This window comes from Halobacillus halophilus DSM 2266, assembly GCF_000284515.1.
Taxonomy (GTDB): Bacteria; Bacillota; Bacilli; order Bacillales; family Halobacillaceae; genus Halobacillus; species Halobacillus halophilus.
Map to the genome: position 1 here is coordinate 3169199 of NC_017668.1, position 23453 is coordinate 3192651.

A 23453-nucleotide genomic window follows, 5' to 3' on the forward strand; every position below is an offset into this window, starting at 1 on the left:
CTCCTTATTATTACCTATAATGGATAAAAATGATAGACTATTTTTGTAAATTTTAGTCCTTTTACACTATAATTATTCAATAATATCTCGTATTTCTTTTACAGTCATCTCTTGCCAATTCAGAAAATTGTGGTAAGATATGGACTAACATAACAGATACCTAATAGAACTCTTATTTTTTTTAAGAAAAACGAAAGCGCTTTCGCAACTGTAACCACTTACGTTTCGCTTATTTTTTTAGTTCTTATCGAAACCGGTTTCTGTTACCTGTCGATGGTTGGTGGGTCTCCCCCACTTCATCATATATAATCCTTAGAGGAGGAATACATGTTGAAAAAATGGTTGTTCATTTGTATCTTGCTGGTGATGGTGTTTGTGTCAGCAGCTTCCCCTGTTTTAGCCAAGTCAAAGAAAGGAGCTGCGAATGAGTGGAGTGAGCAGGAGATCTTTTCCGGCTTGGAAAAAAGCTTGAAGAATCCCAATGCTGCTTTATCGAAAGCGGAATTCGCTTCCCTGGTGAATCGAGTGTTTGGATACGAAGACAAAGAGGCTGACTATTGGGAAGCTGTCTTAGAGGACGAAGCTTCCAAAAATTCAGTGATTAAACAAGAAGATGCCGTCGAGATGATGACCTATCTCATGCCCGAAGAAGAGAAATTAACTTCCAATGAACTAAGCGTGAAGGCTGAAAAGCCCCTCAAAGTATCCAAAGCGATGGAGATTTTTGATAGGCTGTTCGAGCGAACGTACACCACACCGGGTACATATCAGGATGAAACAATTGAAGGTACAGCGGTGATCAGTTCAGCGGATGTTACCCTGAAAAATACAACGATCAATGGTGACCTATACATCACACAGGGAACCAAAGAAGGCTGGACGAAGTTAGAAAACGTCACGGTAGAAGGAACGATTTACGTGCACAAGCAGGTTCAGAATCACGTACGTTTAATCGATTCCGATGTGAATCAAGTGAAAATCTATGAACCCGGTCAAAAAGAAACGGATTGGTCTCTCGTATGGTCAGATGAATTTATGACAGCTGAGATCGATGACTCCAAATGGACCTACGACATCGGCAACTGGATCGTCGATGAAAATGGGGAAGGAATCTCTCCAGGCTGGGGTAACAACGAGCAGGAATATTACACCGATTCTCCGGAGAATTCATATATTGAAGACGGTAAATTGGTTATTAAAGCTCAAAAAGAAGAAGAGCCGATTACGGATCAATTTGGTTCTTACGACTATACGTCTGCCAAGCTGAAAACGAAGGGGTTATTCAGCAAGAAGTACGGTAAATTTGAAGCCAGAATGAAACTTCCGGAAGGCCAAGGGTTCTGGCCGGCTTTTTGGATGATGCCGGAAGACAGTGTCTACGGGGAATGGGCTGCCTCAGGTGAAATTGACATTATGGAAGCAGCCGGAAGAGACACGAGCAATATTGGCGGAACGATCCATTATGGTTCGCAAAGTCCGAATAATACGTACCGCGGCACGGAATATCATTTTCCGGAAGGAACCGATTACACGGACTACCACACGTACTCTGTGGAGTGGGAGCCGGGAGAAATCCGATGGTATGTAGACGGAGAACTCTATCAGACGCTGAATAACTGGTTCAGTAAAGGGGAAGACAAAGCAGCAAACTATACCTACCCTGCTCCTTTTGACCAGGAATTCTATCTTATTATGAATCTCGCTGTTGGCGGATGGTACGGCGGAAATGCAGATGAAACGACGCCATTCCCGGGTATCATGGAAGTGGATTACGTCCGTGTCTATGAACTAACCGGACGTGATTATAAAGAACCGGTTAAACCCGAAGTAGAAGAAGAGGAACTTCCTGAAGATGCCAAGCAGCCTCTCGAAGACGGAAACCTTATCTATGATAATCAATACACGAGAGAAATCAATCAAGTAAATTCAGGAAGCGACTCCTATGATCCTTTGTATTGGAACTTCCTTCAGCTGCCAGACTTTGAAGGCGCTGGTTCCATCTCAACAGCTGACGTCGATGGAGAAACGTTTGCCAAAACCGAAATTAGTAATCCTGGAAACGCCTTGTGGTCGCTTCAGCTGATCCAAAATGCAGCGATCGTTGAAGGGCACACGTATAAGGTCAGCTTTGATGCTAAATCCAATACATCCAGAAACATGATGACCAAAGTTTCAGGCGGTGCGGAAAGAGGCTATGCCAACTACTCCGGCGAGCAGTCGATCGCCCTGACGGATCAGGTACAGTCGTATGAATACACCTTTACACTAAATCAGGAAACAGATCTTGCAGCCAGACTCGAATTCAATATGGGAGCAAATGGGACAGCCCCTGTCTGGATTGGAAATGTCCGCATGGAAGATATCACGGGAATGGAAGAGACAAGTGATCAAAAGACTCCGCTTCCAGATGGAAATCATGTCTACAATGGAACCTTTGATCAGGGAGATCAGTCCCGCATGATTTATTGGAATGTGAATACCACAGATGATGCGGTCGCAGAAGCAAGCGTTGACTCAGAAACGCGCGAACTGCACCTGGACATTTCTGAAGGCGGGGACTCCCCTGAAGCTGTCCAGCTGAATCAAACAGGACTTCAATTATTGAAAGGAAACACGTACGCTCTTACCTTTGAAGGACGAGCTGAGGAAAATCAATCAATTGAAGTGGCTTTCCTGAGTAAAGACGGCACGGTTCGTTATGCAGAGCAGGAGGTCCAGTTAACGAAAGATATGAATACGCACGAAGTTACGTTTGAAATGCCGCAGGACATCACAGATCGTGAAGGACAGCTTGTCTTTAATACGGGCGGAAAGTCAGCCAGCATATACCTGGACAACGTCGTCCTGCTTCAAACATCCAGTTTTATTGATTACAGTAACGTTGACCTTTATCCTTTAACCAATGGAGACTTTACAGCTGGACTGGACGATTGGTCTACTTATATTCACTTTGATGCCGGCGCCGAAATTACAGCTGACAATGGAGAGCTTGAAGCTCATATTACCAATCCAGGTAATGAAATGTGGAGTGTGCTCCTTGAACAGCCAGGACTTCAGCTATCGAAAGGAGTCACGTACGAGCTATCCTTTGACGCCCGGTCAACTGTGGCAAGAGACATCGAACTTACGGTAGAGAACGCTTCTTACCAGAGGTATTTTAGCGAAAAAATATCCCTTGAAACAGAGACTCAGAGCTTCGACTATGAATGGAACATGACCGCGGACGACACGGTTTCCCTGAAATTTTTAATGGGACAATTTGCGGAAGCTCATGACATTTATATCGACAATGTCGTTTTGCAAGTAAAGAATGCAAGTGAATACGAATAATTCATGATGAAAAAGGAAGCTGATGAAGCAGCTTCCTTTTTCAAACTTTAAAGGCTTTTCTCTGTTGACTTTTCAGTCTTGCAATAAATACGGCATGATATTATAATACATATATGTCAACAATCGAAAGCGCTTTCGATACCGGAGGAGATGGAATAAAACCATGGTAACTATTTACGATATCGCTAAAAAAACAGGATACTCAGTTACAACCGTATCCAAAGCTCTTAACAACTATGCGGATGTCAGTCAGAAAGCAAGAAAAACCATTTTAGATGCGGTGGAAGAGATGGGTTATTTACCTAATTCCCACGCAAGAACCCTGACGACGAAAAAATCATGGACAATCGGTGTTATTTTCATCGAATCATTAGGGGTTGGAATGAAGCATCCCTTTTTCAGTTCCGTTATTGAAAGCTTCCGTAAAAATGTAGAAATGCTCGGCTATGATCTGCTATTTGCTTCCCGGATGATCAATAACCAGAAGAAAAGTTATCTGGAGCAGTTCAAGTACCGCGGCGTCGATGGCGTCGTGATCGTCAGCTCGTTATTTAACGATAAGCAAGTAAAGGAGCTCATGGAATCGACCATTCCTACGGTGGTCATTGATTTACATAGCAGCGAATCCGCTGTCGTGAAATCGGATAACTTCGACGGAAGCTATAAAGCTGTTGATTACCTGTATTCCCTCGGGCATCGTAACATGGCTCATATCGCAGGGCACGCCACCACGTTTGCTGGACAGGAAAGACTAAATGGCTTTTTAACTTCGACGAAATCATTAGGTCTCGATATACCAGATGAATACATTGTAAATGGGGATTACTTTTCGCGTAAAGGAGGCTATGAAGCTATGAAAAAACTTCTGGCCCTTCCCCATCTCCCTACCGCTGTCTATGCAGCTGGTGATGAATTAGCGATTGGAGCTATGCAAGCGATCAAAGACGCTGGATACAGCGTTCCGGAGGACTTTTCTATTGTCGGATTTGATGATATTGATATCTCCCAGTTCGTGAACCCACCTTTAACCACCATCCGGCAGAATACGGATGTACTTGGAAAAGAAGCTGCAGAATTATTGCTTCAGCAAATCAACAGCCGCCAGAAAGTGAACGACAGTATTGTCGTACCGGTTGAGCTCGTCATTCGTGACAGCTGTAAAGCTCTCGTCCAGACGGAAAGCTCTCCATCCTGAAAAAAAGCTGTATCCTTCAAGGTGCGTCCTGGAGGATACAGCTTTTTTACGTTTTCTCCGGCTATTCTTCCACTTTCGCTAAAAAGTATCGTAAGTGAACACCTTTCCTCACGAGATTGATTGCTTTTAGAATAACCTTATAGCAAACCCTTAGTATTATAGCTCTGTTCAAACGTTTATTGCTAGTTAGCTATCCCCATAATCCCTTTAAATGCTATGGGTTCGATATAGCGCCTATTCGATATACCGTATTAAACCATACCTCGCTTTATAAAAAATGCTAATTACTTAATAATTCAAGCTCACTTAGCGTCTAAAACCCTTTTTAATCAAACTCCTTAGATAATTAAATAAGTAGAAAGTAACCAACAAACTGAGTAAATTCTAATTTGGTGCTTTTTATTAAAACCATATTTATCCAAATATGACCAAATAAAATGAATAAATGGACTATTAAGGGTTTTTACAGTTGGCATGATACTTGCATATTAAATACCTGATAGGTAAACAAAGAAGGGAGCAATTTGAATGAAGGTAAGTAAGTTTTTCATGCTTGTGCTAATGATGAGCGTCATCGTGGGTTCAGGAATTTCCAGTATTTCAGCTAAGGGGAATGAGACCAGTATTAAGGGGAGCCTCGTGATTGCCGGTGGATCACTAGGGACAAGCAATGTGGAGGTATATGAACAGTTTATTGATTTAGCCGGAGGTGACAAGGATGCAAAGATCGGAATTGTACCTGCCGCTTCAGGATCATTGAAATCCTCGATTCAATTTAAAGAGGATTTGATTTCCTACGGAGTAGAGAAATCCTCAATCGAAATTCTGCAGTTATCATCCCATGATTTCAGTGGAACAGATCAGAATGAGAGAAAATGGAAGAGTAATGCTCAAAAGAACAAAATGGTAAATAAAATCAAGGGACTAAGCGGGATTTGGTTCGTGGGTGGTGACCAGTTGAAAATTACCGACACCCTTTTAAAGAAAAACGGTAAAAAGACGAAAGCGTTGGAGGCGATCTGGTCTATTTATGAGGATGGAGCAGTTCTTGGAGGAACGAGTGCCGGAGCAGCCATCATGAGTAATGTCATGATTACTGGCGGAGACAGTCTTGGGGGATTTCGACATGAATTCACCTCAGAGGACGTTTCAAGTTCTGACAAGGAGTATGCACCGGTTTATATTGAAAAAGGTCTCGGCTTCTTCCAATGGGGCATTGTGGACCAGCACTTCAATGAACGTTCTCGTCTAGGTAGACTAGCCGCTGCTGCTTTAGAATTTGAGACCCAGGGAAATTATGCTTACGGCATTGATGAAGACACAGCGATGGTTGTCCATAACAAGAAAGAAACGATTGATATTATAGGAAGAAGCACCGTCGCAGTTATCGATCCAGCAGAAGCTGAAAGAAAGGGAAAAGAAATCGTTAATCTTGATATCAGCTACTTATCACCCGGAGATCAAATAGACGCAAAAAATAAAATCTTTCATATTAGCAAAGACAAGTTTCCTACTGTAGGATACGAATATTTCAACTTTGATCCTCTCCCAGCAACTGGCGTGCTCACTTCTTATGGCACTTTACCAAACTACCTTTCTTATTCACTTGTAGATAACGAAGCTGCAACTGAAGTGAAGAGTTATCTTTACGACAGTAAAGGTGAAGGTTTTCAACTTAACTTTGAGCAGAAAGAAGAAACGGAAGGGTTCTGGGGATACCAGGATGGCCAAAAAGACTCTTATTCATTAGTTCATGTCAAAATGGATGTAGAACCTATTCTGGTCCACTTTGAGGAGAATAATCAAGTCTTTAATAATTACCATCCCTCTACATTCACCGTACCTGAACTTTCATTTAATCCTGAAACCAAGGGCAGCTTAGTCATGGCAGGTGGAGCCTTAGGCAGCTCCAATGAGGAAGTTTACGAGGCATTTATTACAAGAGCTGGTGAAGATGCCACATTCGGAATCATCCCAGCAGCAAGTTCCAGCTTAAAATCTTCCAATGCCTTTAAAGAAGATTTGATGCAATACGGAGTCGATGAAGAGAGCATTGACATCCTCCCTCTTTCCAATCATGATTTCAGCGGGACAAAAGAAAATGAAAGCGACTGGTTAAAAAATAGAAATAATGAAAAACTAGCTGAAAAAATAAAAGAGTACGACGGCATCTGGTTTGTTGGAGGGGACCAAACAGATATTACAGCCAGTCTATTAAATGAGGATGGGACCAAATCAAAAGTTCTAGAAAGCCTTTGGTCCATCTACGAAAAAGGCGCAGTATTAGGCGGTACGAGTGCCGGCGCCGCCATTATGAGTGATGTTATGATCGCTGGAGGCGGAAGTCACGATACGTTAGCAAAAGGATTCACCGACACGTACGATGGCATGTCCCAGCAGGAAGGCGGAGCTTCCTACTTGGAACAAGGATTAGGATTCTTCCCACATGGTATCATTGACCAGCACTTCGATAACAAAGCACGGTTAGGACGATTGATTGCTACTTCATCCGCTCACGCTGATGAAGGGGAATTCTCTTACGGCATAGACGAAGACACCGCATTAATTTTCGATAACCAAACAGGAGTTATGGAAGTTGCAGGACGTGCAGGAGTGTCCGTTGTCGACCTGTCAGAAGCTGCAAATCCGAAACACGCCCCCTCTTTATATGAGGACATCCAACTATCATGGATCACATCAGGAGATACATTGAACCTGAACACAAAAACTTTCACAATTAGTGACCATAAAGTTTCGACAAAAGATTATGAGTACTTTGATTATGAAGCCGCCCCACATTCAGGCGTCCTCACCCCTCATTCGACCTTGGCAAACTTTTTATCCTACAGCCTTCTTGACAACTATCGCGAAGACGAACTGAAAAGCTATAGTTTCCATGAAGGAAAAGGATTTGAGATAACATTTAAAAAGGGAGAAAACACAGAAGGATTCTGGGGATATCAAGATGGAAATAAAGACGATTATTCTTTCTTGCATGTGAACTTGAACATCCAGCCGATTGAAGTTTATATTGTAGAAGAAAATTAAATAGCCCCATTCATTCTTGTTACTCATGTTTTCTTGGTAAGCATCTTAAAAAAATTATATCTCAGGGCTAAAATTTATATGGAGCTAAATTACAGGAAAAAAAGACTGTCGGGAGAGATTCCCCCGACAGTCTTTTTAGCTTTAAATCTCGAACCAGTTATTATGAACCGTCTGCTGATACCAGTAATAGCTCTCTTTCTTCGTTCTTTCAAATGTCCGGTAGTTAACATGAACGGATCCAAATCGCTTGCTGTACCCTTCCGCCCACTCGAAATTATCAAGAAGTGACCAGAGGATATATCCTTTAATCGGAACTCCTGATTTCATGGCACGATGAAGAGCGGTTAAGTGTTTTTTCAAATAATCAATACGCGGCTGATCGTTAACAATGCCGTTCTCTACTTCATGGTTGTAGCAGGCTCCATTTTCCGTGATATAAATCGGAACCTCACCGTATTGCTGGTGAATATAGGTTAATAGTTTATAGAAACCCTCTGAATAGACGGGCCAGCCAATATCGGTCTTATCGTAATCCACCCATATCGGTTCAGCTTCAAATAATCCGCTACCTTCTTTATAGCGCGCAATACTGCCCGAATAATAGTTGATTCCCATAAAATCAATTGGCTGAGATATCGTTTCCATATCGCCCTCTTCAACTTTAAGATACGCATTGTTATCGGCAAAAATGGATTGAAGAAGATCAGGATAAGTCCCTTTGAACACTGGATCCATAAACCACTCGACCTTCCATTGCATCTCGCGGCGGCAGGCCTCATGGTCCTCTTCAGCCGAACTGAACGGCTCCAGCCAGTCCGCGTTCGGTGCATAACCGATTTCACCGTCAGGAATCATCTCACGAAAGGCTTCCACTGCTTTTCCGTGCGCCAGCAATAAGTGGTGGGCGACGTCAACAGCTGCCTGAAGATCCTGTTTACCCGGAGCATGGACCCCTAAGTAATTGGAAAGGAAAGAAGCACACCACGGTTCGTTAATGGTAATCCAGTTCTTCACCTGATCTCCAAACGCTTCATACATAGCCTTCGCGTACTCCTGGAATGCTTCGACCGTATCGCGGTTTTCCCAGCCGCCCTGATCCTGAAGCGTCTGCGGTAAATCCCAGTGATACAACGTGATCATGGGTTCGATTCCATTCTCAAGAAGCGAGTCGATTAAGCGCTGGTAATAGGCCACTCCCTCAGGGTTCACCTCTCCCTTTCCCTGAGGAATGACACGTGGCCAGGAAATAGAAAAGCGATACACGTCCACGCCCAGCTCCTTTAATAGCTGTACATCTTCTTCATACTTGTGGTAGCTGTCACACGCATAGTCCCCGTTGTCTCCATTTTTCACGTTTCCTGGAGTATGCGAAAAGGTATCCCAGATCGAAGGAGCCCTGCCGCCTTTATCGGCTGCACCTTCAATTTGGTAAGCCGCTGTAGCCGCTCCCCATTTCATTGATTTAGGAAATTCGATTGTTGTCATGTTCCGTACCTCCGAATAGCTTTATAGTTAAGTCGTATGTTCATGCGATTTGTTACTTCACAGAACCTTCTGTAATACTTGAAATAAATAGTTTATTAAACATAAGGAAAATGATGATGAGTGGCACCGTTGCCCAGAACACACCGGACAGCACCATACCAAAGTCCATATTATACGACTCATTCAGGGAAGCGAGCGCTACCTGAAGTGTATAAGATTCCGGACTCCGTAATACCGTGAACTGCCACAGGAACTCGCCCCATACTAGCGTGAAGACGATAATTCCAAGCGTCGCAAAGGCCGGCTTAATAATCGGCAGTACGATACTGCGGTAAATCCTGAAGTTCGAACACCCATCCAGTTTAGCCGCTTCAATTAATTCATCCGGCACCGACTGGCTGACATATTGCCTCATTAAGAAAATTCCGAGCGGATTAAGCAGGTAAACGATACCCGCTCCAAATAATGTATCAAGCCACCCTAGTTGGGAAACCAGATAATACTGCGGAATTAATCCAAGTTGAGGTGGAATAACCATCGTGAGCAAAATCGATACAAATAAAACGTTTTTTCCTGGAAAGTGGAACTTGGCAAACGCAAATCCAGCAAGTGAACTAATCAACAGCACGAGCAGTGTCGTAATGGTACAGAGCAGAAACGTATTCCACATGGCCTGGAAGAACGGAATCTGATCCAGCACATTTTGAAAGTTTTCAACCAGCTTCGTCCCGGGAATCATGGCTGGCGGAATGGAGTTATACGCTTCACTTGGCCTTGTCGCCATAACAAACATCCAGTAAAACGGAAATAAGGATAAGAGAGATGCGAAGATCAGCACGGCATATATCGGAACCGATTTCATAGAGAATTTTTTCTTATTATCCTTTGGCATGTTTAGCCCTCACTTTCTTACGTCGTTTAGACCCTGATGTTAACCAAGTGTTGATCGATGCAATAATCACAATAATGATAAGCAGTAAGACTGCCGTTGCAGATGCTGTACCGAAGGAGTTCAGGTTAAAGGCATCGCGGTATAAGTACATAACGACCGTCATCGCTTCATCACGGTTAAACGCTGATCCACCAAGGAAAACAGTAGGCTCCGCGAAGAGTTGAAGTGCTCCAACCGTGGACATAAAGACGGTTAACACGATGAATGGTTTCAAAAGAGGAATCGTAATGTGGAAGAACTGCTGCACGCCGTTCGCCCCGTCGATCTTCGCCGCTTCGTACAAATCTTTAGGAATACTTTGAAGTCCAGCAAGATAAATAATCGTGTTATATCCTACCCATCGCCAGAACACCATTAAGGAAATGGCAATCTTCGCTCCCCATTCTGAAGTTTTCCAGTTGATAGGATCCACGCCAAACCAGCCGATGACATAGTTCGCAAGGGCTGACTCGTTGTTACTAAAAAAGACACCAAACACTAATGCGACCGCAACCATTGACGTAATATATGGCATAAAAATGGTCACACGGAAGAAATTTGTAAACTTAATGACCGCTAAATTTAAAAAGTAAGCGAGTATAATACCAACTATCAATTGCGGGGCGGTACCCATAACCCCGATAATAAGCGTGTTATAAAGGGACTTCCAAAACAATGGATCCTGAAGTACCAATGTAAAGTTCTGCATGCCGACGTATTCCATCTCACCAAACCCGCTCCACTTCTGAAAAGCGAGATAAATGCTGAATATAGCAGGATACAAGCCGATGATGCCAAAAATGATAAAGAAAGGAGCTACATATAAATAGCCGGACAGCATATCTTTTTTACCTTCAGATAGCTTTCTTTTTTTCGGTTCAGCCTTGTCCTTAGCCTTAGCCCTAGTTAAATCCACCCAGACAACCTCCTATTAATAAAGGGCCAGATCATAAGCAGCATCCAGCCCTTTGATTTAATAATTATCGTTTCAAAATATCTTTGATTCTAGTAACAGCAGCATTCCATTCTTCTTCTGGATTCGCACCCTCACTTACATTTTGAAGAGCCGTCAAAATTTCATCGTTCACCGTTACATAGTTCGGTCCTTTGTAAGTAGCATTTACTTCTTGAGCCGCTTCCGCAAATACTTCTGCTGTATTTTGTCCGCCAAAGTATTCGTCCGAATTCTGGGTGAACTCTTCCATTTCATACGTTGCTGGAGTGGAAGGGAACAATCCGCTTTCTACAAATGACTCCAATTGGTTTTCAGGATTAACTAACCATTTGGAGAATTTATAAACCTCTTCAGCATGTTCCGTTTCTTTTGGAATAGAAATGTAAGACCCGCCCCAGTTACCAGCAAACTGTTCAGGCAGCGTCGTTACGCGCCAATCTCCTTTTGCTTCCGGCGCGTTTTCTGTCATGTAACCCTTAAGCCATGCTGGCGCCATCTCTACAGCAAACTCTCCTTGATTAAGAGCCGTCGCCCATTCCGGCGTCCACATTTCATAGGAACCTGCATAGCCGCTTTCGTTTAATTCAACCGCAAAGTCATAAGCATCTTTTACTTTGTTATCTGGATTTTCGATTAGCAGCTCGCCTTCACGATTGAAGTAGCTTACTTCTAGAGCATCCATGTTGGCACGGAAAGCCATTTCCAAGCTATCAACCATCGGTTTACCGGTAGCTTCCTGTACTTTTGCTGCCGCCTCTTTAAAAGCTTCTGGACTGGAAATTTGCTCTTTTACCTCCGCAGGATCTGTTGGAAGACCTGCATTTTCAAATACGCCTGTGTGATAATACATCGCTTTCGGTCCAATATCAGTCGGAAGTCCAAACAGGAAGTCTCCTGATTCGTTCTCCGCTACATCCCATTTCCAATCTAAATATTCATCCTGGATGTCGCCTGCGCCCAGGTCATACAAATTCGTAAAACGCTCCTGCGCTTCACGGAAACGGTCCAGCTGATCCACTTCAATCATGGTTAAGTCTGGAGCGCCTGTCCCAGACGAGATCGCTGTGAATAAACTATTGTGATGATCTCCCAGTTCAGATTTACGAATATTGATTTTAACGTTCGGATTTTCTTCCTCGTATTTTTCAGCCATACTTTCATAGTTAGTAGCACCAAACACCCAAAAATCTAATTCTATATTTTCCTCGTCGCCTTCTCCAGAAGACGAACCTCCATTACTGCACGCAAACAAAATCAAACTTAAACCGAGAAGCAGACCAACTAGCAAACTCTTCTTAAACTTCACTGCGTTTCCCCCTTGAATTAAATAATGAATATCCGAAGAGTTCTACTCGCTTACACCCTTTATCGAAACCGGTTTCCGTTTTACTTAAAAAAAGAGAAAACCTATTAAAAGCGTTCCGAAACCGGTTTCCGGTTGGTGTAAAAAAAATAGCCCTTCGTTTAACTTACTTTGATTATAAGACGAAATGTATCCGTTTTCAAGGTTTTTTTACAAAAAAGGAAACCGCTTTCGATTCTAAAGCTGCGGAATTAGGGCTTTAAGAACCTATTCTGTTAAATTATTTACTATTTTTCATATGATGGATTGCACCTTGGACGGCTTTAAACGAAAGTACCGCAGCCTATAAAAAAACAGCCTCCGTAGAGACTGTTTACAACTTAGGAACTATATTCTTTAACCATTTCCTGCACATTCTCTACCTCTTCGTCAGGAACCTGAAGATAATAAATGCCATCGATTTTTGTACCGCTACCTGTCATCTGATACGTCGTCATGTTTTCGCGGGCACTTCGGTAATTCATCAGCATATTCTGCATCGTACTGAAATCCATATTCGTCGTGACGTTATCTCCGAGAACATCCATGATATCACCGATTTTGTTTACGGATCCGACACTAGCGCCTTTATCGATTATCCCTTGAATGACTTTACGCTGACGTTCGTTCCGTCCGAAATCACCGTTCGGATCCTGGTATCTCATCCGGACGTACCCCATCGTCTTCTCGCCACTCATTTCAATATTGCCCTTTTCGTATTCATATCCTTTTTCATAATAACCGGTATCGGTCCAGCTCAGTTCATTGTCTACGGTTATTCCGCCAACTGCATCGACCATTTCGGATAAGCCTTCCATGTTCATCTTCACATAATAATCAAGTTCGAAATCCAGGAAGTTCTCCACGGTATTCACAGCCATATCGGTACCGCCAAACGCGTACGCATGGTTAATCTTATCCATATTGCCGGCCTGCGGATCATCGCCGATCATTTCGGTCCTTGTATCACGAGGGATACTGATGAGCTGGCTGCGGTTGTTCTCGGGATCGACGGACAACACCATCAAGGCATCCGAACGACCACGATCACCACTTCTCTCGTCCACTCCCATCAGGAGGATATTTAACGGTTCTTTCTCTTTCATTTTCTTTGTGGTTACTTCGGTATCAATAGCTGTTACTTGTTCCTGCATTTTTTTATCAACTGTATTTTTCGCACCACTATAGATGGTATAGGCGTACACGCCCCCGCCAATTAATAGGAATGCCAGTAAAAGGAGCGGGATTTTCCACCATTTCCCCTTTTTCATTTTTAACCTAGAAGAACGAGACATTTATTCTTCACTCCAGATTCTATCTAAATTTCACACTATTTCCATTATATCTATCAACCTATCATTCTACAAGATAATTTAAAATAATACAAAAGGTGGTATAAAGGCAGTGAATATAGATGAGTGAATGGTTCACACAACAACCCCCATTCATACACAGGCCAGTAGACGCTAGCCTGCGTGTGAATGAGGGTCTTTTATGATGAGTAGTCACTCAAAGTACTTGAGAATTTCTCCAACATAGTTAAAATCTCCGTAACACGCATTCAATTCTGCTTCTTCCGGTGTGCGGCAGGTGTAATGGCCGGAATCTTTTAAGTTCGTAAACATCTTCTGAGAATAGCGAATGGCCAGCTTCTTCGTGTAAGCTCCTCCATTTTTTTTTACATAATCAATAAAACCATTACCGAAGTTATAGGATTGCAAGGCCAGTTTCACATCATCATTGGCTTGATTTAGAACTTCGGAAAAATAGTAGACACCCTGTTTAATGGATTGTGAGGGTTCCTCAATGCACCCGGTTTCACCGCACAAGGATTCGGAAGCCTGCATCGGATCTTCCCCTTTCCCTTGAGACTCTTGCATCATCAGGGCCATAATCAAATTGGAGTAATCCTCCACTTCATACGACGCAGCGTGTTTTTCAATTTGTTCTTCGTATTGCTGGACACTTTCTGAAACGTCAGGCGTTTCTGCAATCGGGAATTGCTCGCCATCATAACTGATTTTAATGATCTCTTCTTCGGCATCTTCAGAGCTAACCTCAGTCATTTCAGTGGTATCTTTCGTAGACTTTTGATCAGTAGAACGTGATGTAATAAGAAGCAGGGATACAATTAAAATAAAGCTGGAGCAGGCAAGTAAAATAAAAAAGGTTTGTCGTTTCATATACTAAAACGCCTCCTATCAATCTATTACCCCAAAAAATGAAAAATTATCCATCTCAACCATAGCAGCCCTTTTTGTAATGTATTTCATAGAACAATTGAGGTTATAGGGAGCGAGCATATATCTTGAAGTTGAGATATACCCACCTTATGATGTGAAAGTAGACCAAAAGGAAAGGGAGTGGAATCATGAAATTTGAACATCTATTCTCAGATATACATGTAAAAAACGTGTCCTTAACCAATCGCTTCGTCGTGGCACCTATGACGCGGATCAGCGCTTTCGATAACGGTCATGCGAATGAAAAGATGAGACGTTATTACGAAAGGTTCGCTAAAGGCGGCTTCAGCACGATTATCACGGAAGGCATTTATACGGATGAAAAGTACAGCCAGGGCTATTACAATCAACCGGGGCTTGCGAATGATGAACAGATGAAAACCTGGGAACCTGTAGTGGAAACGGTCCATCAAGAAGGCGCTCACTTAATTGCTCAGCTTATGCATGCTGGTGGACAAAGTCAGGGCAACGCCTATACTGAGGATACGATTGCTCCTTCAGAAAACGCACCAAAAGGCGAACAGCTTGGTTTTTACGGTGGTTCTGGTCCCTTCCAGACACCAAAGAAAATGACGGAAGAAGATATTAAACAAGTGAAAGAATCCTTCGTACAAAGTGCACAGAGGGCTAAGAGCGCAGGTTTTGATGGCGTGGAGCTTCACGGGGCAAACGGGTACTTGCTTGACCAATTCTTAACCGATTATTTGAACGATCGAGAAGATCAATATGGCGGTTCTGTTGAAAATCGCCTCCGCTTATTCATTGAAGTCATTCAAGATGTCCGAAAAGCTGTGGGTGAAGAATTTATGATAGGGATTCGCATGTCTCAAATAAAAGTATCAGACCCTGAACACAAATGGGCCGAGGGCGAGGATGAAGCTGAGTACATTTTCTCAACACTTGGAAAGAGCTCTCTTGACTATATCCATGTGACAGACGGGGACGGTTCCGCTCCTTCCTTCGGCAAGGACAGCCGTACGTTAGCCCAGGCAGCGAAAGATTTCAGCGGACTTCCTGTCATCGCAAATGGAAAACTAGGCGACCCTGTGAGAGCGGAAAAAGTGCTGGAAGGCAAACAGGCTGATCTAGTCTCGCTAGCTACCAGTGCGCTTGCCAATCCGGATCTTCCGAATAAAGTTCAGCTTGGTCAGGACTTGAACGAATTTGATTTCGAATCTACATTATTGCCTCAGGCTGACATCAAGGATCATGAATTACAAATGGAACTCGTGAAATAATTTATGACAAAAGCTGCTCTCCCAATCAATAAGGAGAGCAGCTTTTTTATACCCTTTACTAATATTCTTCTAGTACTGGTGATTGATTTTTCATATAAGACTTATTGAAATATAGGGCCGGATTGTGAAAGACTCAGTTTCGAAATATTGTCTGGAGGAAGGGGCTCCAGGGAACGGCTCGCTTTCCGCGGCACTGTACGACGCAGGGTCGTTCGAAGTTGCCACAGGACGTGGCGATCTTAGTCGAACATCCCATGTGGTGAGCTTCCTCGGGCTTAACAGCCCTGCGGGATCTCACCGATCATGTTCATCCCGCAGGAGTCTTTGCCGTTCCCTTCCGCCCCTTTGCGTTCATGAGAAGCTCACAATCCTTTATGTAAATGCCTTCATATGAGGAAAAATGACCTGTGATCAACGTTAATTCCGAGTCTATCCAGGGGGATAAACGCCGCTACAGAAGCATTTAGGACGATTTCAGGTTTCCCGTTTTTCCTATTAGCAGGGGTCCGTTCACAAGAAATCGCAGGGCTGATGGGGAAATGAGGAGACTCCCGCGGGAGAAGGAGCTAGGCGAGACCCCACAAGGAGTGATAACGACTGAGGAGGCTTGCCAGTTCCCCCGCAGGAAAGCGACTTATTTCCCACCCAGCCCTCCTCCTTTTAACGTAACGGACCCATTTATCTTAAAACTGAGTCTTCAGGTAACGGGAGCTTATCTTCAAGATGGACATGGGATTCACGTAGTCTTTTGGTTAGAGTCTTTTTACTGTATATGTATAACTATCTAGTAATTTCCGAAATGCGTTTTTAAACTTCGCTTTCTGGGTAATACATGTGGAGTAAATAGTAAACAGAGGTGATCACCATGGGAGCATCAACAATGAAATTAGGTTTAATTGCACCTCCCGGATACCCCAAAGAATTAGGGAAGAGACTGGAGCAAGAATTGCCTGAATGGCTCAGCTATTACGTAGCTGACGAATATAACTGGGAAGTAGAATATGTCATCAACGCTCTAACAGGAGTGACCGAAGATTCTATAGAAGTATTAAATGCGACTATGGACAAAAAAGACGAAGAAAATTGGGACTTTTCCGTCTGCATCACTGATCTCCCTCTATTCAATAACGAAAGACTAATCGTTGCTGAAGGTAATGAAGAAGGACACGTTGCTTTAATCAGCCTTCCCAGCCTGGGTTCGACTCCGATGGTTAAACGCGTTAGAGAATCCATCTTACAGTTAGTCAACGAAATGTATTATGGAAGCTCGGAAGAAGAGCGGGAAGAGGCAGAGGAAAGAATTCTATCAAAAGATAAGGAAGATCACCACGAGTTGCGAAATAAAAACTCTACAAGCCTCGTCGGAAAGCGTGCCTTTGAGCGACTTTCACCCATCCGGCGTGAAACGCCCGATGAGGAGGACTCAAACGTTGACGTTCGTTTTCTGGTAAATTCCCGGGGCAGCGGAGCCCTGCGCCTGATATCCGGGATGGTGCGTGCTAACCGTCCCTGGGCGATGTTTCCAGCTTTTATGAAAGTCATTGTCATCGCCTTTACTACAGGAGCCTATGCCCTTGTTTTCCCTACGCTATGGCAGCTTGCCAACAATTACGATGTCTGGCGAATGTTCATGCTATCAATCGTGTCGATTCTGGCTATGGTAGGATGGGTAGTGGTCGCGCACAATTTATGGGAAAAACCCAACCAGGAACGGGCGGATAACATACGTAAGTTCTACAATACAGCTACGCTTCTGACGCTCTTTATCACCGTTTGTTTATATTACACTCTACTATTTGTTTTGTTTTCACTCGCTGTCATCATGATTATTCCAATTGGTATGCTAGAGTCACAACTTTCCGGCACTGTCGGTTACAGTCACTATTTTTATATAGCCTGGACGGCAACCAGCATTTCAACCATTATTGGTGCATTGGGATCTGTACTTGAAAATGAAGAGGTTGTCCTATCCTCTACTTATGGATACCGTCAGCGCCAGCGTTATAAACAGATTAAGCAAGCGGAGGAAGAAAAGCAGGAAGCTGAAGAAGAGAAAAAAGAAGCTGCCGAAGAAAAGAAAGAAGCTGCTCAGGAAAAAAAGAATGCCCAAAAAGCCAGCTGATCAGGTACTTGGACGATGTTCTGTTTCTCCCTATTTAATCATATAATCGACTCAATAAGCCGGGACTGATTTCTTAATTGAAACCAGTCCCCCACTTTTGATCTACTCATTCATCTCTATACGTATAAATGTATGAAGTAATTCAGGCATTTACTCCATAGGTAAGAATAAGAAAACTGCCCAGCCAAACCATAATGCCTATTTGAGTTACAACATACATCACTCGTTCGAAAGACGACAATCCTCTTTCCTTCTTTGTTTTTTTCAGCTGGCGAACATAAAAGAGTGAACATAGAAGCAGAACAGCTATCGAAATTTCATAAACGTTCTCTAAGAAATCTATCACGTTCCTCTCCCCCTCTTAGCCGTTTTGACTGAAAGATATTTTAAAATACTGTAACATATTAAGCCGACCAAAAGGAAGAATTTGGTCGGCTTAATGGATGGAAAAATAACGATTTCCTGTATACATGTTATTCTTGTTCTAAAGACTTTTTATCTATTCTCCCGTTTCAGCAAACCGTTGAATCCGCTCACCTATCTGGTCACGAACTCTTTGGAAAACGGCCCATTTTTCTTCTTCCGTTCCTTCTGCTTTAGCTGGATCATCAAATCCCCAGTGATAGCGTTCAACATGCGGCGGAGTCATTGGACATTTATCATTAGCATCCCCGCACAGCGTGATGGCGTAGGCTGCGTTGTTCAAGGTATTAGGATCAATAATATCGGAAGTTTGATCCGTAATATCAATATCCACTTCGTTCATCGCTTTTACAGCGTTCGGGTTTAATCCGTGAGCCTCAATCCCGGCAGAACGGACGTCGTACTTTTCCCCTAAATATTCTTTTCCAAATCCTTCAGCCATCTGGCTGCGGCAGGAGTTTCCTGTACATAGAAAGTAAACAACTGGTTTTTCAGACATCGTAAATTTCTCCTTTTTGTTTAAAAATAATTAGATAATTAAAAGCCACAAATATAATCCGACTAGCGTTATAAATAAGGTGGGAACCGTCAGGACAATTCCAACTTTAAAGTAGTATCCCCATGAAATGCGGAAGCCTTTCATAGAGAGAACATGAAGCCAAAGCAGAGTGGCAAGCGACCCAATCGGTGTAATCTTCGGCCCAAGATCAGAGCCAATCACATTGGCGTAAATGAGGGCTTCCCTCATGGTTCCTGTCGTATTCGTATCAGAAATCGCCAACGCATCAATCATCACGGTCGGCATGTTATTCATCACCGATGAAAGAATCGCAGCAATGAATCCCATCGATATGGTTCCTACAAATAATCCCTGGTCCGCTGCCGCCTGAATGACACTGGCTAACATATCGGTTAATCCTACATTCCGCAGTCCATAAACGACGACATACATGCCTAACGAGAAGAACACAATTGCCCATGGAGCGCCTTTAACCACTTCTCCCGTTTTCACAGCGGCACTTCTTTGAGCCATGATTAGAAAGAATATAGCTACAATTCCAGCAATGATGGAAACCGGAATTCCGAGCGGCTCACTTGCGAAGTAACCGACTAAAAGTACGGCTAAGACTGCCCAGGACATACGGAACATTTTGTGGTCCTGGATCGCTTCATTCGGCTTCTTCAGCTGAGATAAATCATAGCTTCCCGGAATACTTTTTCTGAAGAATACAAATAACACAAGAATACTCGCCACTAATGAAAATAGATTGGGAACGATCATTCGAGATGCGTATTCAATAAAACCAATGTCAAAGAAATCGGCAGAAACAATGTTCACCAGGTTACTGACAATCAAAGGCAGTGAAGTCGTATCCGCGATAAATCCACTCGCCATAATAAATGGCAGGATCATGGCTTCCTTGAAATTTAAATTTCGAACCATGGCGAGCACAATCGGTGTTAAGATTAAAGCTGCCCCATCATTCGCAAATAAAGCGGCTACAACAGCGCCAAGCAGAGTAACGTAAATAAACATCCGCCGGCCATCGCCTTTAGCTATGCGTGCCATATGCAGAGCGGCCCATTCAAAAAAGCCGATTTCATCAAGGATTAAGGAAATAATGATGATGGCCACAAAAGCAAGCGTTGCGTTCCAGACGATATCAGTTACGGCGAGTACGTCATTGAAATCCACTACGCCAAAGAGTAAGGCTAAGACGGCTCCGGCACAGGCTGACCAGCCTATCCCCAGATTCTTGGGCTGCCAGATAACGAAAACTAATGTAAGTAAAAAAATAATGGTTGCTACAATTGTCAAATTCAAGAGAATCCCCCTACTAATCGCATTGGATACGTAAACCGGCTTCCTCCAATGCGGCTAACTTTTCTTTCTGGTCCGGTATTTGTTCTAATAATTGCTGTATGATTGGGTACGTTTCATGCTGATCATTCAAAGAATAGAAAATCCATTGACCTTTCCGCTTTTCTTTCACCAGTCCAGCGTCTCTTAATTTCCTAAGATGCTGACTGACAGAAGGCTGACTCATCTCTAATACTTCAACAAATTCACAGACACAGCATTCCCCGTCCTTCAGGAGGCCTACAATCGTTAAACGGCTTTTATCTCCCAAAAGCTTCAGCGTTTTGGCTGCATCCTCGATCTGTATGATGGTTTTTTCCATAACATCACCTCGGGCATCAGTATATAAGTATATGCTTATATTTACAACAAAAAATTATTCCCACTCCTTATTTTTTTTCTACTGGAAAGCCACTTTGATTCCATATACCTTGATCGTACAGGTTTTTTCCAAATCTGAGCAGAAATCCACATACAATTCCTACACTTATAACGAAAAGGATCGCAACAGCAGGAACTTCCATTAAGCGTTCATCCTGCTTTTTGAGCATTCTTCAGGCAGATCACACCAGACCCGTTGGAGAACCTTAGCTTCATCGATACGAAGACTATCCGCGATCCGTTTTATTAAATTAGAGGAAGGATACAATTCCTCCTTCTCCAAACGAGTAATTGCCTTCGTATCCGTGTTCAGGAGACAGGCAAACTCTTCCTCTTTCATTTTTTTCTCTTCCCTTAAAAGACGAATCTCTGCACCAAACCCTTTACATGGTCTTTGAGTCACCATACATGACCTCCTCAATAATGATATAAGTATATACTTATAAGTTAGTGGGTGGTTGTAAATATGAGATAAACTCCACGTAAAATCCAGGTAAAGTTCATGATGACCTCTATTAAACCTTTCCCTCTTAAAGAATAAGGTCTCTCAACTGACTATTTATCTTGCATAATAGTAACCGATTTGTGAATTCTGATGAACGATCACGTTTAGATGCAAACATGATTCCACCCCTGTATGAATACGATAGGTACAATAACAGAAGTTTTATTTTAGAAGAGGGGGATTCATATGATCCAAGTAGCCGGACGGCCTTTTCAATCTAGCAACTACTGGAACACGGATGAAGTCGGGAAAGTCATCATTGAAGCTATGCAGGAGACTCAAGAGCTATACTCTTTTTCTTCAGAAAGGGAACTTTCCTTTGTAATCAAAGCCAGAAAAAACATTATTCTAAGCGCAAGGCAAATGGATCAAGGAGAATCATCTTTTGCCACCTTTAAGGGTTCCCGCTGTAACCCGGAGTATTGGACCCTGACTGAATCTGGCGGATTCTTATTAAAGCCCCAGGTGCCCCCTTCAGATGCAATTTTCGATATTTTTAAAAATAGTGACCTTTATAAATTTGAATGCGCGACCGCCTGTGTCATTAATTTTTACCACGGCATCTTGCTGACGATGGGCAGTCTCTCTTTTAACACTCTTTTTCCTAGACTCTATTTATATAGCTGGTACACGGATGAAGACCTTGGGCTGTATTCTTTTTATGCGGATCATTTTATCCCCGGTGATGTGGTCTATTTCAATAACCCTGAGTTTGACCCCGGTACCCCTTGGTTAAGAGGGATTAATGCAATTGCCATGGGGAATGGTCGTTTTTTTGGACATGGATTCAGTATCAGGACGGCAAATCAGATGATTGAAGCGCTGAATCGAAATAGAAAGCCGGATAGTCAGCAATCAGCCTATTTAGCAAGCTTAATTACACGACCATCTTTCAATCAATTAGCTAATTTCTCAGGTGGCGGGCGTGTTCATAAAAGGGCCTCTTTCGTCGTCCATCACAACAAGGATTCAATATCTTATATGACTTACTTGTTTGAGCTGAGTTATACTCTGACACCTTGATAGTTGAAGTTGTGTGGTCGTGACACCTACCCATTTTTAAGGTTGACGGGCTCAACTTTTTGGTAGGCGAGTACTATATAGAGACGAACACACAAAAAGGAAAGGAAGTTTTCAAATGGATAACTTAAATTCTCCGTATGCTATGGCTGCTAACATGAATTCACCTTATATGGGGGCGAACGTAAATGCACCTTATATGGATGAAAATGTAAATGCACCCTACATGATGGCCCCGCAGATGTCCTGTGCTCCTGTACGCCACTGCCCTCGGCAGAAAGACAACTTTATATTGATAATTGTGTTGTTTATATTATTAATTATTGTGGGATGCAGCATTAGCTGGTAATTCATCTATTGTTTTTTAAGTCAAAAAGATCACACCCCTTAGAAGCATCCAGCTCATGATAAGGCTGCAAACCGCTCAGGTAAAGGGAATCCCCTTTTACAAATAGAACGAGATAAACTTAAACCAGCACTCCTTTTCGATGGGTGCTGGTTTTTGGTTTAGCAAACCACGGGAAGTCCGAAAGAAACTTTCACGTTTCTCTTTAGTTATGGTTAAATAGGGCGTGGAAGTAGGAATTAATGGATAACAATTCTTTTCCGCTGACCTTAAGAATGCTTACGCTCTTTCCGGGCTTCCTTTGCGAGAGCAAAGGAAAAAACCACTATTAATCCTACACTGGCCGTTTTCATTATGAAATCCGAAATTCCAAATATGTAATCTCCTAACTGGTCCAGGAAAGTGAATAGAATTAAAGATACATAGTATAAGGGCCACCCTGAAAACGCACCTGATAAGGATGTAAGTTTTTTGGGCAACTTCCTCCCCCTCTTATCCTATTTCTATGTATTGATTCTTTCAGTCTCTTTCCACGTGCTCAACCTTCTCAATGGTACCAAAAAAATAAGCTGTCGAAAACTTTCTCGACAGCCCGAGAACCAATCCTCGGTGGTTCTCATATATTCAGGAATCCAAATTGTATTTATCATAATAATGACTCTGTTTCTTTTTCCAATCACTCAGTGTAGTTTTAAACACTTGTTCACCTTTCTGATCATAAACTCTTACGATATTTTGATTGCTCGTAATGGCATATTCCTTTTGATGATCAGCGGTTGTGGAAGTCTGTTCTGTTTCATTCGCTGAGGAGGCCGATGCTTTTGCACCATCCTCCTGATTATTTTCTGCTGTTTTAGATTGAGATTGATCTTTTGAAGCTTCTTTTTGGAAGTTCGTAATCTCGACCTCTTCTTTTGCTGATAATGTTTCCCACTGCTTGAACTGGGTCATAAACGTTAGAGCCAGTCCTAGAAGTACAAATGGTATAATGGATTTTACAGTTTTAAACATGACAAACTCCCTCTCTT

Annotated in this window: 20 protein-coding genes; 7 read left to right on the top strand and 13 right to left on the bottom strand. The window is 42.7% G+C overall.

The window, feature by feature from the left end:
* The first annotated feature begins 327 nt into the window (after nucleotides 1-327).
* From HBHAL_RS15665 to HBHAL_RS15675, 3 genes are all read left to right on the top strand, one after another.
* Entirely contained in the window at nucleotides 328-3330 is a 3003-nt protein-coding gene (locus tag HBHAL_RS15665) for a carbohydrate binding domain-containing protein (RefSeq protein WP_014644439.1), read from the top strand.
* Nucleotides 3331-3493: 163 nt separating this feature from the next.
* Nucleotides 3494-4525, top strand: coding sequence for a LacI family DNA-binding transcriptional regulator (locus HBHAL_RS15670; protein WP_014644440.1), 1032 nt, complete (start codon nucleotides 3494-3496; stop codon nucleotides 4523-4525).
* Nucleotides 4526-5053: 528 nt separating this feature from the next.
* Entirely contained in the window at nucleotides 5054-7573 is a 2520-nt protein-coding gene (locus HBHAL_RS15675; RefSeq protein WP_014644442.1) for a cyanophycinase, read from the top strand.
* 141 nt (nucleotides 7574-7714) lie between these two features.
* Here the strand turns inward: HBHAL_RS15675 and HBHAL_RS15680 are convergent, their stop codons facing one another.
* The 6 genes from HBHAL_RS15680 to HBHAL_RS15705 form a co-directional block, all read right to left on the bottom strand.
* Nucleotides 7715-9058 carry a GH1 family beta-glucosidase gene (locus tag HBHAL_RS15680; protein WP_014644443.1) on the bottom strand — a complete coding sequence of 448 codons (1344 nt, stop codon included), beginning with the start codon at nucleotides 9056-9058 and terminating at the stop codon, nucleotides 7715-7717.
* A 52-nt stretch (nucleotides 9059-9110) separates the two neighbouring features.
* Nucleotides 9111-9950: a carbohydrate ABC transporter permease gene (locus HBHAL_RS15685; RefSeq protein ID WP_014644444.1), complete on the bottom strand. Its 840-nt coding sequence runs from the start codon at nucleotides 9948-9950 to the stop codon at nucleotides 9111-9113.
* Nucleotides 9937-10905: a carbohydrate ABC transporter permease gene (locus tag HBHAL_RS15690; RefSeq protein ID WP_014644445.1), complete on the bottom strand. Its 969-nt coding sequence runs from the start codon at nucleotides 10903-10905 to the stop codon at nucleotides 9937-9939. The genes HBHAL_RS15685 and HBHAL_RS15690 overlap by 14 nt, the downstream gene beginning before the upstream one ends.
* 64 nt (nucleotides 10906-10969) lie before the next feature.
* Nucleotides 10970-12250, bottom strand: coding sequence for an ABC transporter substrate-binding protein (locus HBHAL_RS15695; RefSeq protein ID WP_014644446.1), 1281 nt, complete (start codon nucleotides 12248-12250; stop codon nucleotides 10970-10972).
* Nucleotides 12251-12627: 377 nt separating this feature from the next.
* Entirely contained in the window at nucleotides 12628-13581 is a 954-nt protein-coding gene (locus HBHAL_RS15700) for an LCP family glycopolymer transferase (protein ID WP_014644447.1), read from the bottom strand.
* 210 nt (nucleotides 13582-13791) lie between these two features.
* The gene (locus HBHAL_RS15705) at nucleotides 13792-14469 is read right to left on the bottom strand and encodes a lysozyme family protein (RefSeq protein WP_014644448.1); all 678 of its coding nucleotides are present in this window, start codon (nucleotides 14467-14469) and stop codon (nucleotides 13792-13794) included.
* Nucleotides 14470-14657: 188 nt separating this feature from the next.
* On the opposite strand from HBHAL_RS15705, the gene HBHAL_RS15710 reads away from it, so the two are divergent.
* Nucleotides 14658-15767: an oxidoreductase gene (locus HBHAL_RS15710; protein ID WP_014644449.1), complete on the top strand. Its 1110-nt coding sequence runs from the start codon at nucleotides 14658-14660 to the stop codon at nucleotides 15765-15767.
* A gap of 880 nt (nucleotides 15768-16647) precedes the next feature.
* Entirely contained in the window at nucleotides 16648-17889 is a 1242-nt protein-coding gene (locus HBHAL_RS15715) for a hypothetical protein (RefSeq protein ID WP_223254215.1), read from the top strand.
* Nucleotides 17890-18031: 142 nt separating this feature from the next.
* Here HBHAL_RS15715 and HBHAL_RS15720 read toward each other — a convergent pair whose 3' ends face one another.
* The 5 genes from HBHAL_RS15720 to HBHAL_RS15740 form a co-directional block, all read right to left on the bottom strand.
* Complete coding sequence (locus HBHAL_RS15720) at nucleotides 18032-18235, bottom strand: hypothetical protein (protein WP_014644451.1); 204 nt, start codon at nucleotides 18233-18235, stop codon at nucleotides 18032-18034.
* Nucleotides 18236-18388: 153 nt separating this feature from the next.
* Nucleotides 18389-18811 carry an arsenate reductase (thioredoxin) gene (gene arsC / locus HBHAL_RS15725; RefSeq protein WP_014644452.1) on the bottom strand — a complete coding sequence of 141 codons (423 nt, stop codon included), beginning with the start codon at nucleotides 18809-18811 and terminating at the stop codon, nucleotides 18389-18391.
* A gap of 30 nt (nucleotides 18812-18841) precedes the next feature.
* Nucleotides 18842-20137: an arsenic transporter gene (locus HBHAL_RS15730; protein ID WP_014644453.1), complete on the bottom strand. Its 1296-nt coding sequence runs from the start codon at nucleotides 20135-20137 to the stop codon at nucleotides 18842-18844.
* A 13-nt stretch (nucleotides 20138-20150) separates the two neighbouring features.
* The gene (locus HBHAL_RS15735) at nucleotides 20151-20495 is read right to left on the bottom strand and encodes an ArsR/SmtB family transcription factor (protein ID WP_014644454.1); all 345 of its coding nucleotides are present in this window, start codon (nucleotides 20493-20495) and stop codon (nucleotides 20151-20153) included.
* 201 nt (nucleotides 20496-20696) lie between these two features.
* On the bottom strand, nucleotides 20697-20960 hold the full coding sequence (locus tag HBHAL_RS15740; RefSeq protein ID WP_014644456.1) for a helix-turn-helix domain-containing protein: 264 nt from the start codon (nucleotides 20958-20960) through the stop codon (nucleotides 20697-20699).
* Nucleotides 20961-21245: 285 nt separating this feature from the next.
* On the opposite strand from HBHAL_RS15740, the gene HBHAL_RS15745 reads away from it, so the two are divergent.
* Complete coding sequence (locus tag HBHAL_RS15745) at nucleotides 21246-22082, top strand: protein-glutamine gamma-glutamyltransferase (RefSeq protein ID WP_014644457.1); 837 nt, start codon at nucleotides 21246-21248, stop codon at nucleotides 22080-22082.
* Between the two features lie 115 nt (nucleotides 22083-22197).
* On the top strand, nucleotides 22198-22428 hold the full coding sequence (locus tag HBHAL_RS21875; protein WP_041601410.1) for a YjcZ family sporulation protein: 231 nt from the start codon (nucleotides 22198-22200) through the stop codon (nucleotides 22426-22428).
* 266 nt (nucleotides 22429-22694) lie between these two features.
* On the opposite strand, the gene HBHAL_RS15755 is transcribed toward HBHAL_RS21875, so the two are convergent.
* On the bottom strand, nucleotides 22695-22904 hold the full coding sequence (locus HBHAL_RS15755; RefSeq protein ID WP_014644458.1) for a hypothetical protein: 210 nt from the start codon (nucleotides 22902-22904) through the stop codon (nucleotides 22695-22697).
* A gap of 145 nt (nucleotides 22905-23049) precedes the next feature.
* Entirely contained in the window at nucleotides 23050-23436 is a 387-nt protein-coding gene (locus HBHAL_RS15760) for a hypothetical protein (RefSeq protein WP_014644459.1), read from the bottom strand.
* Nucleotides 23437-23453: the final 17 nt, after the last annotated feature.

Excerpts from the sequence above, each read along its gene's own strand:
- HBHAL_RS15680 (WP_014644443.1), bottom strand. The coding sequence starts at position 9,058 with ATGACAACAATCGAATTTCCTAAATCAATGAAATGGGGAGCGGCTACA.
- HBHAL_RS21875 (WP_041601410.1), top strand. The coding sequence starts at position 22,198 with ATGGATAACTTAAATTCTCCGTATGCTATGGCTGCTAACATGAATTCA.
- HBHAL_RS15710 (WP_014644449.1), top strand. The coding sequence starts at position 14,658 with ATGAAATTTGAACATCTATTCTCAGATATACATGTAAAAAACGTGTCC.
- HBHAL_RS15740 (WP_014644456.1), bottom strand. The coding sequence starts at position 20,960 with ATGGTGACTCAAAGACCATGTAAAGGGTTTGGTGCAGAGATTCGTCTT.
- HBHAL_RS15745 (WP_014644457.1), top strand. The coding sequence starts at position 21,246 with ATGATCCAAGTAGCCGGACGGCCTTTTCAATCTAGCAACTACTGGAAC.
- HBHAL_RS15700 (WP_014644447.1), bottom strand. The coding sequence starts at position 13,581 with ATGTCTCGTTCTTCTAGGTTAAAAATGAAAAAGGGGAAATGGTGGAAA.
- HBHAL_RS15705 (WP_014644448.1), bottom strand. The coding sequence starts at position 14,469 with ATGAAACGACAAACCTTTTTTATTTTACTTGCCTGCTCCAGCTTTATT.
- HBHAL_RS15760 (WP_014644459.1), bottom strand. The coding sequence starts at position 23,436 with ATGTTTAAAACTGTAAAATCCATTATACCATTTGTACTTCTAGGACTG.
- HBHAL_RS15665 (WP_014644439.1), top strand. The coding sequence starts at position 328 with ATGTTGAAAAAATGGTTGTTCATTTGTATCTTGCTGGTGATGGTGTTT.
- HBHAL_RS15675 (WP_014644442.1), top strand. The coding sequence starts at position 5,054 with ATGAAGGTAAGTAAGTTTTTCATGCTTGTGCTAATGATGAGCGTCATC.
- HBHAL_RS15735 (WP_014644454.1), bottom strand. The coding sequence starts at position 20,495 with ATGGAAAAAACCATCATACAGATCGAGGATGCAGCCAAAACGCTGAAG.
- arsC (WP_014644452.1), bottom strand. The coding sequence starts at position 18,811 with ATGTCTGAAAAACCAGTTGTTTACTTTCTATGTACAGGAAACTCCTGC.
- HBHAL_RS15685 (WP_014644444.1), bottom strand. The coding sequence starts at position 9,950 with ATGCCAAAGGATAATAAGAAAAAATTCTCTATGAAATCGGTTCCGATA.
- HBHAL_RS15715 (WP_223254215.1), top strand. The coding sequence starts at position 16,648 with ATGAAATTAGGTTTAATTGCACCTCCCGGATACCCCAAAGAATTAGGG.
- HBHAL_RS15670 (WP_014644440.1), top strand. The coding sequence starts at position 3,494 with ATGGTAACTATTTACGATATCGCTAAAAAAACAGGATACTCAGTTACA.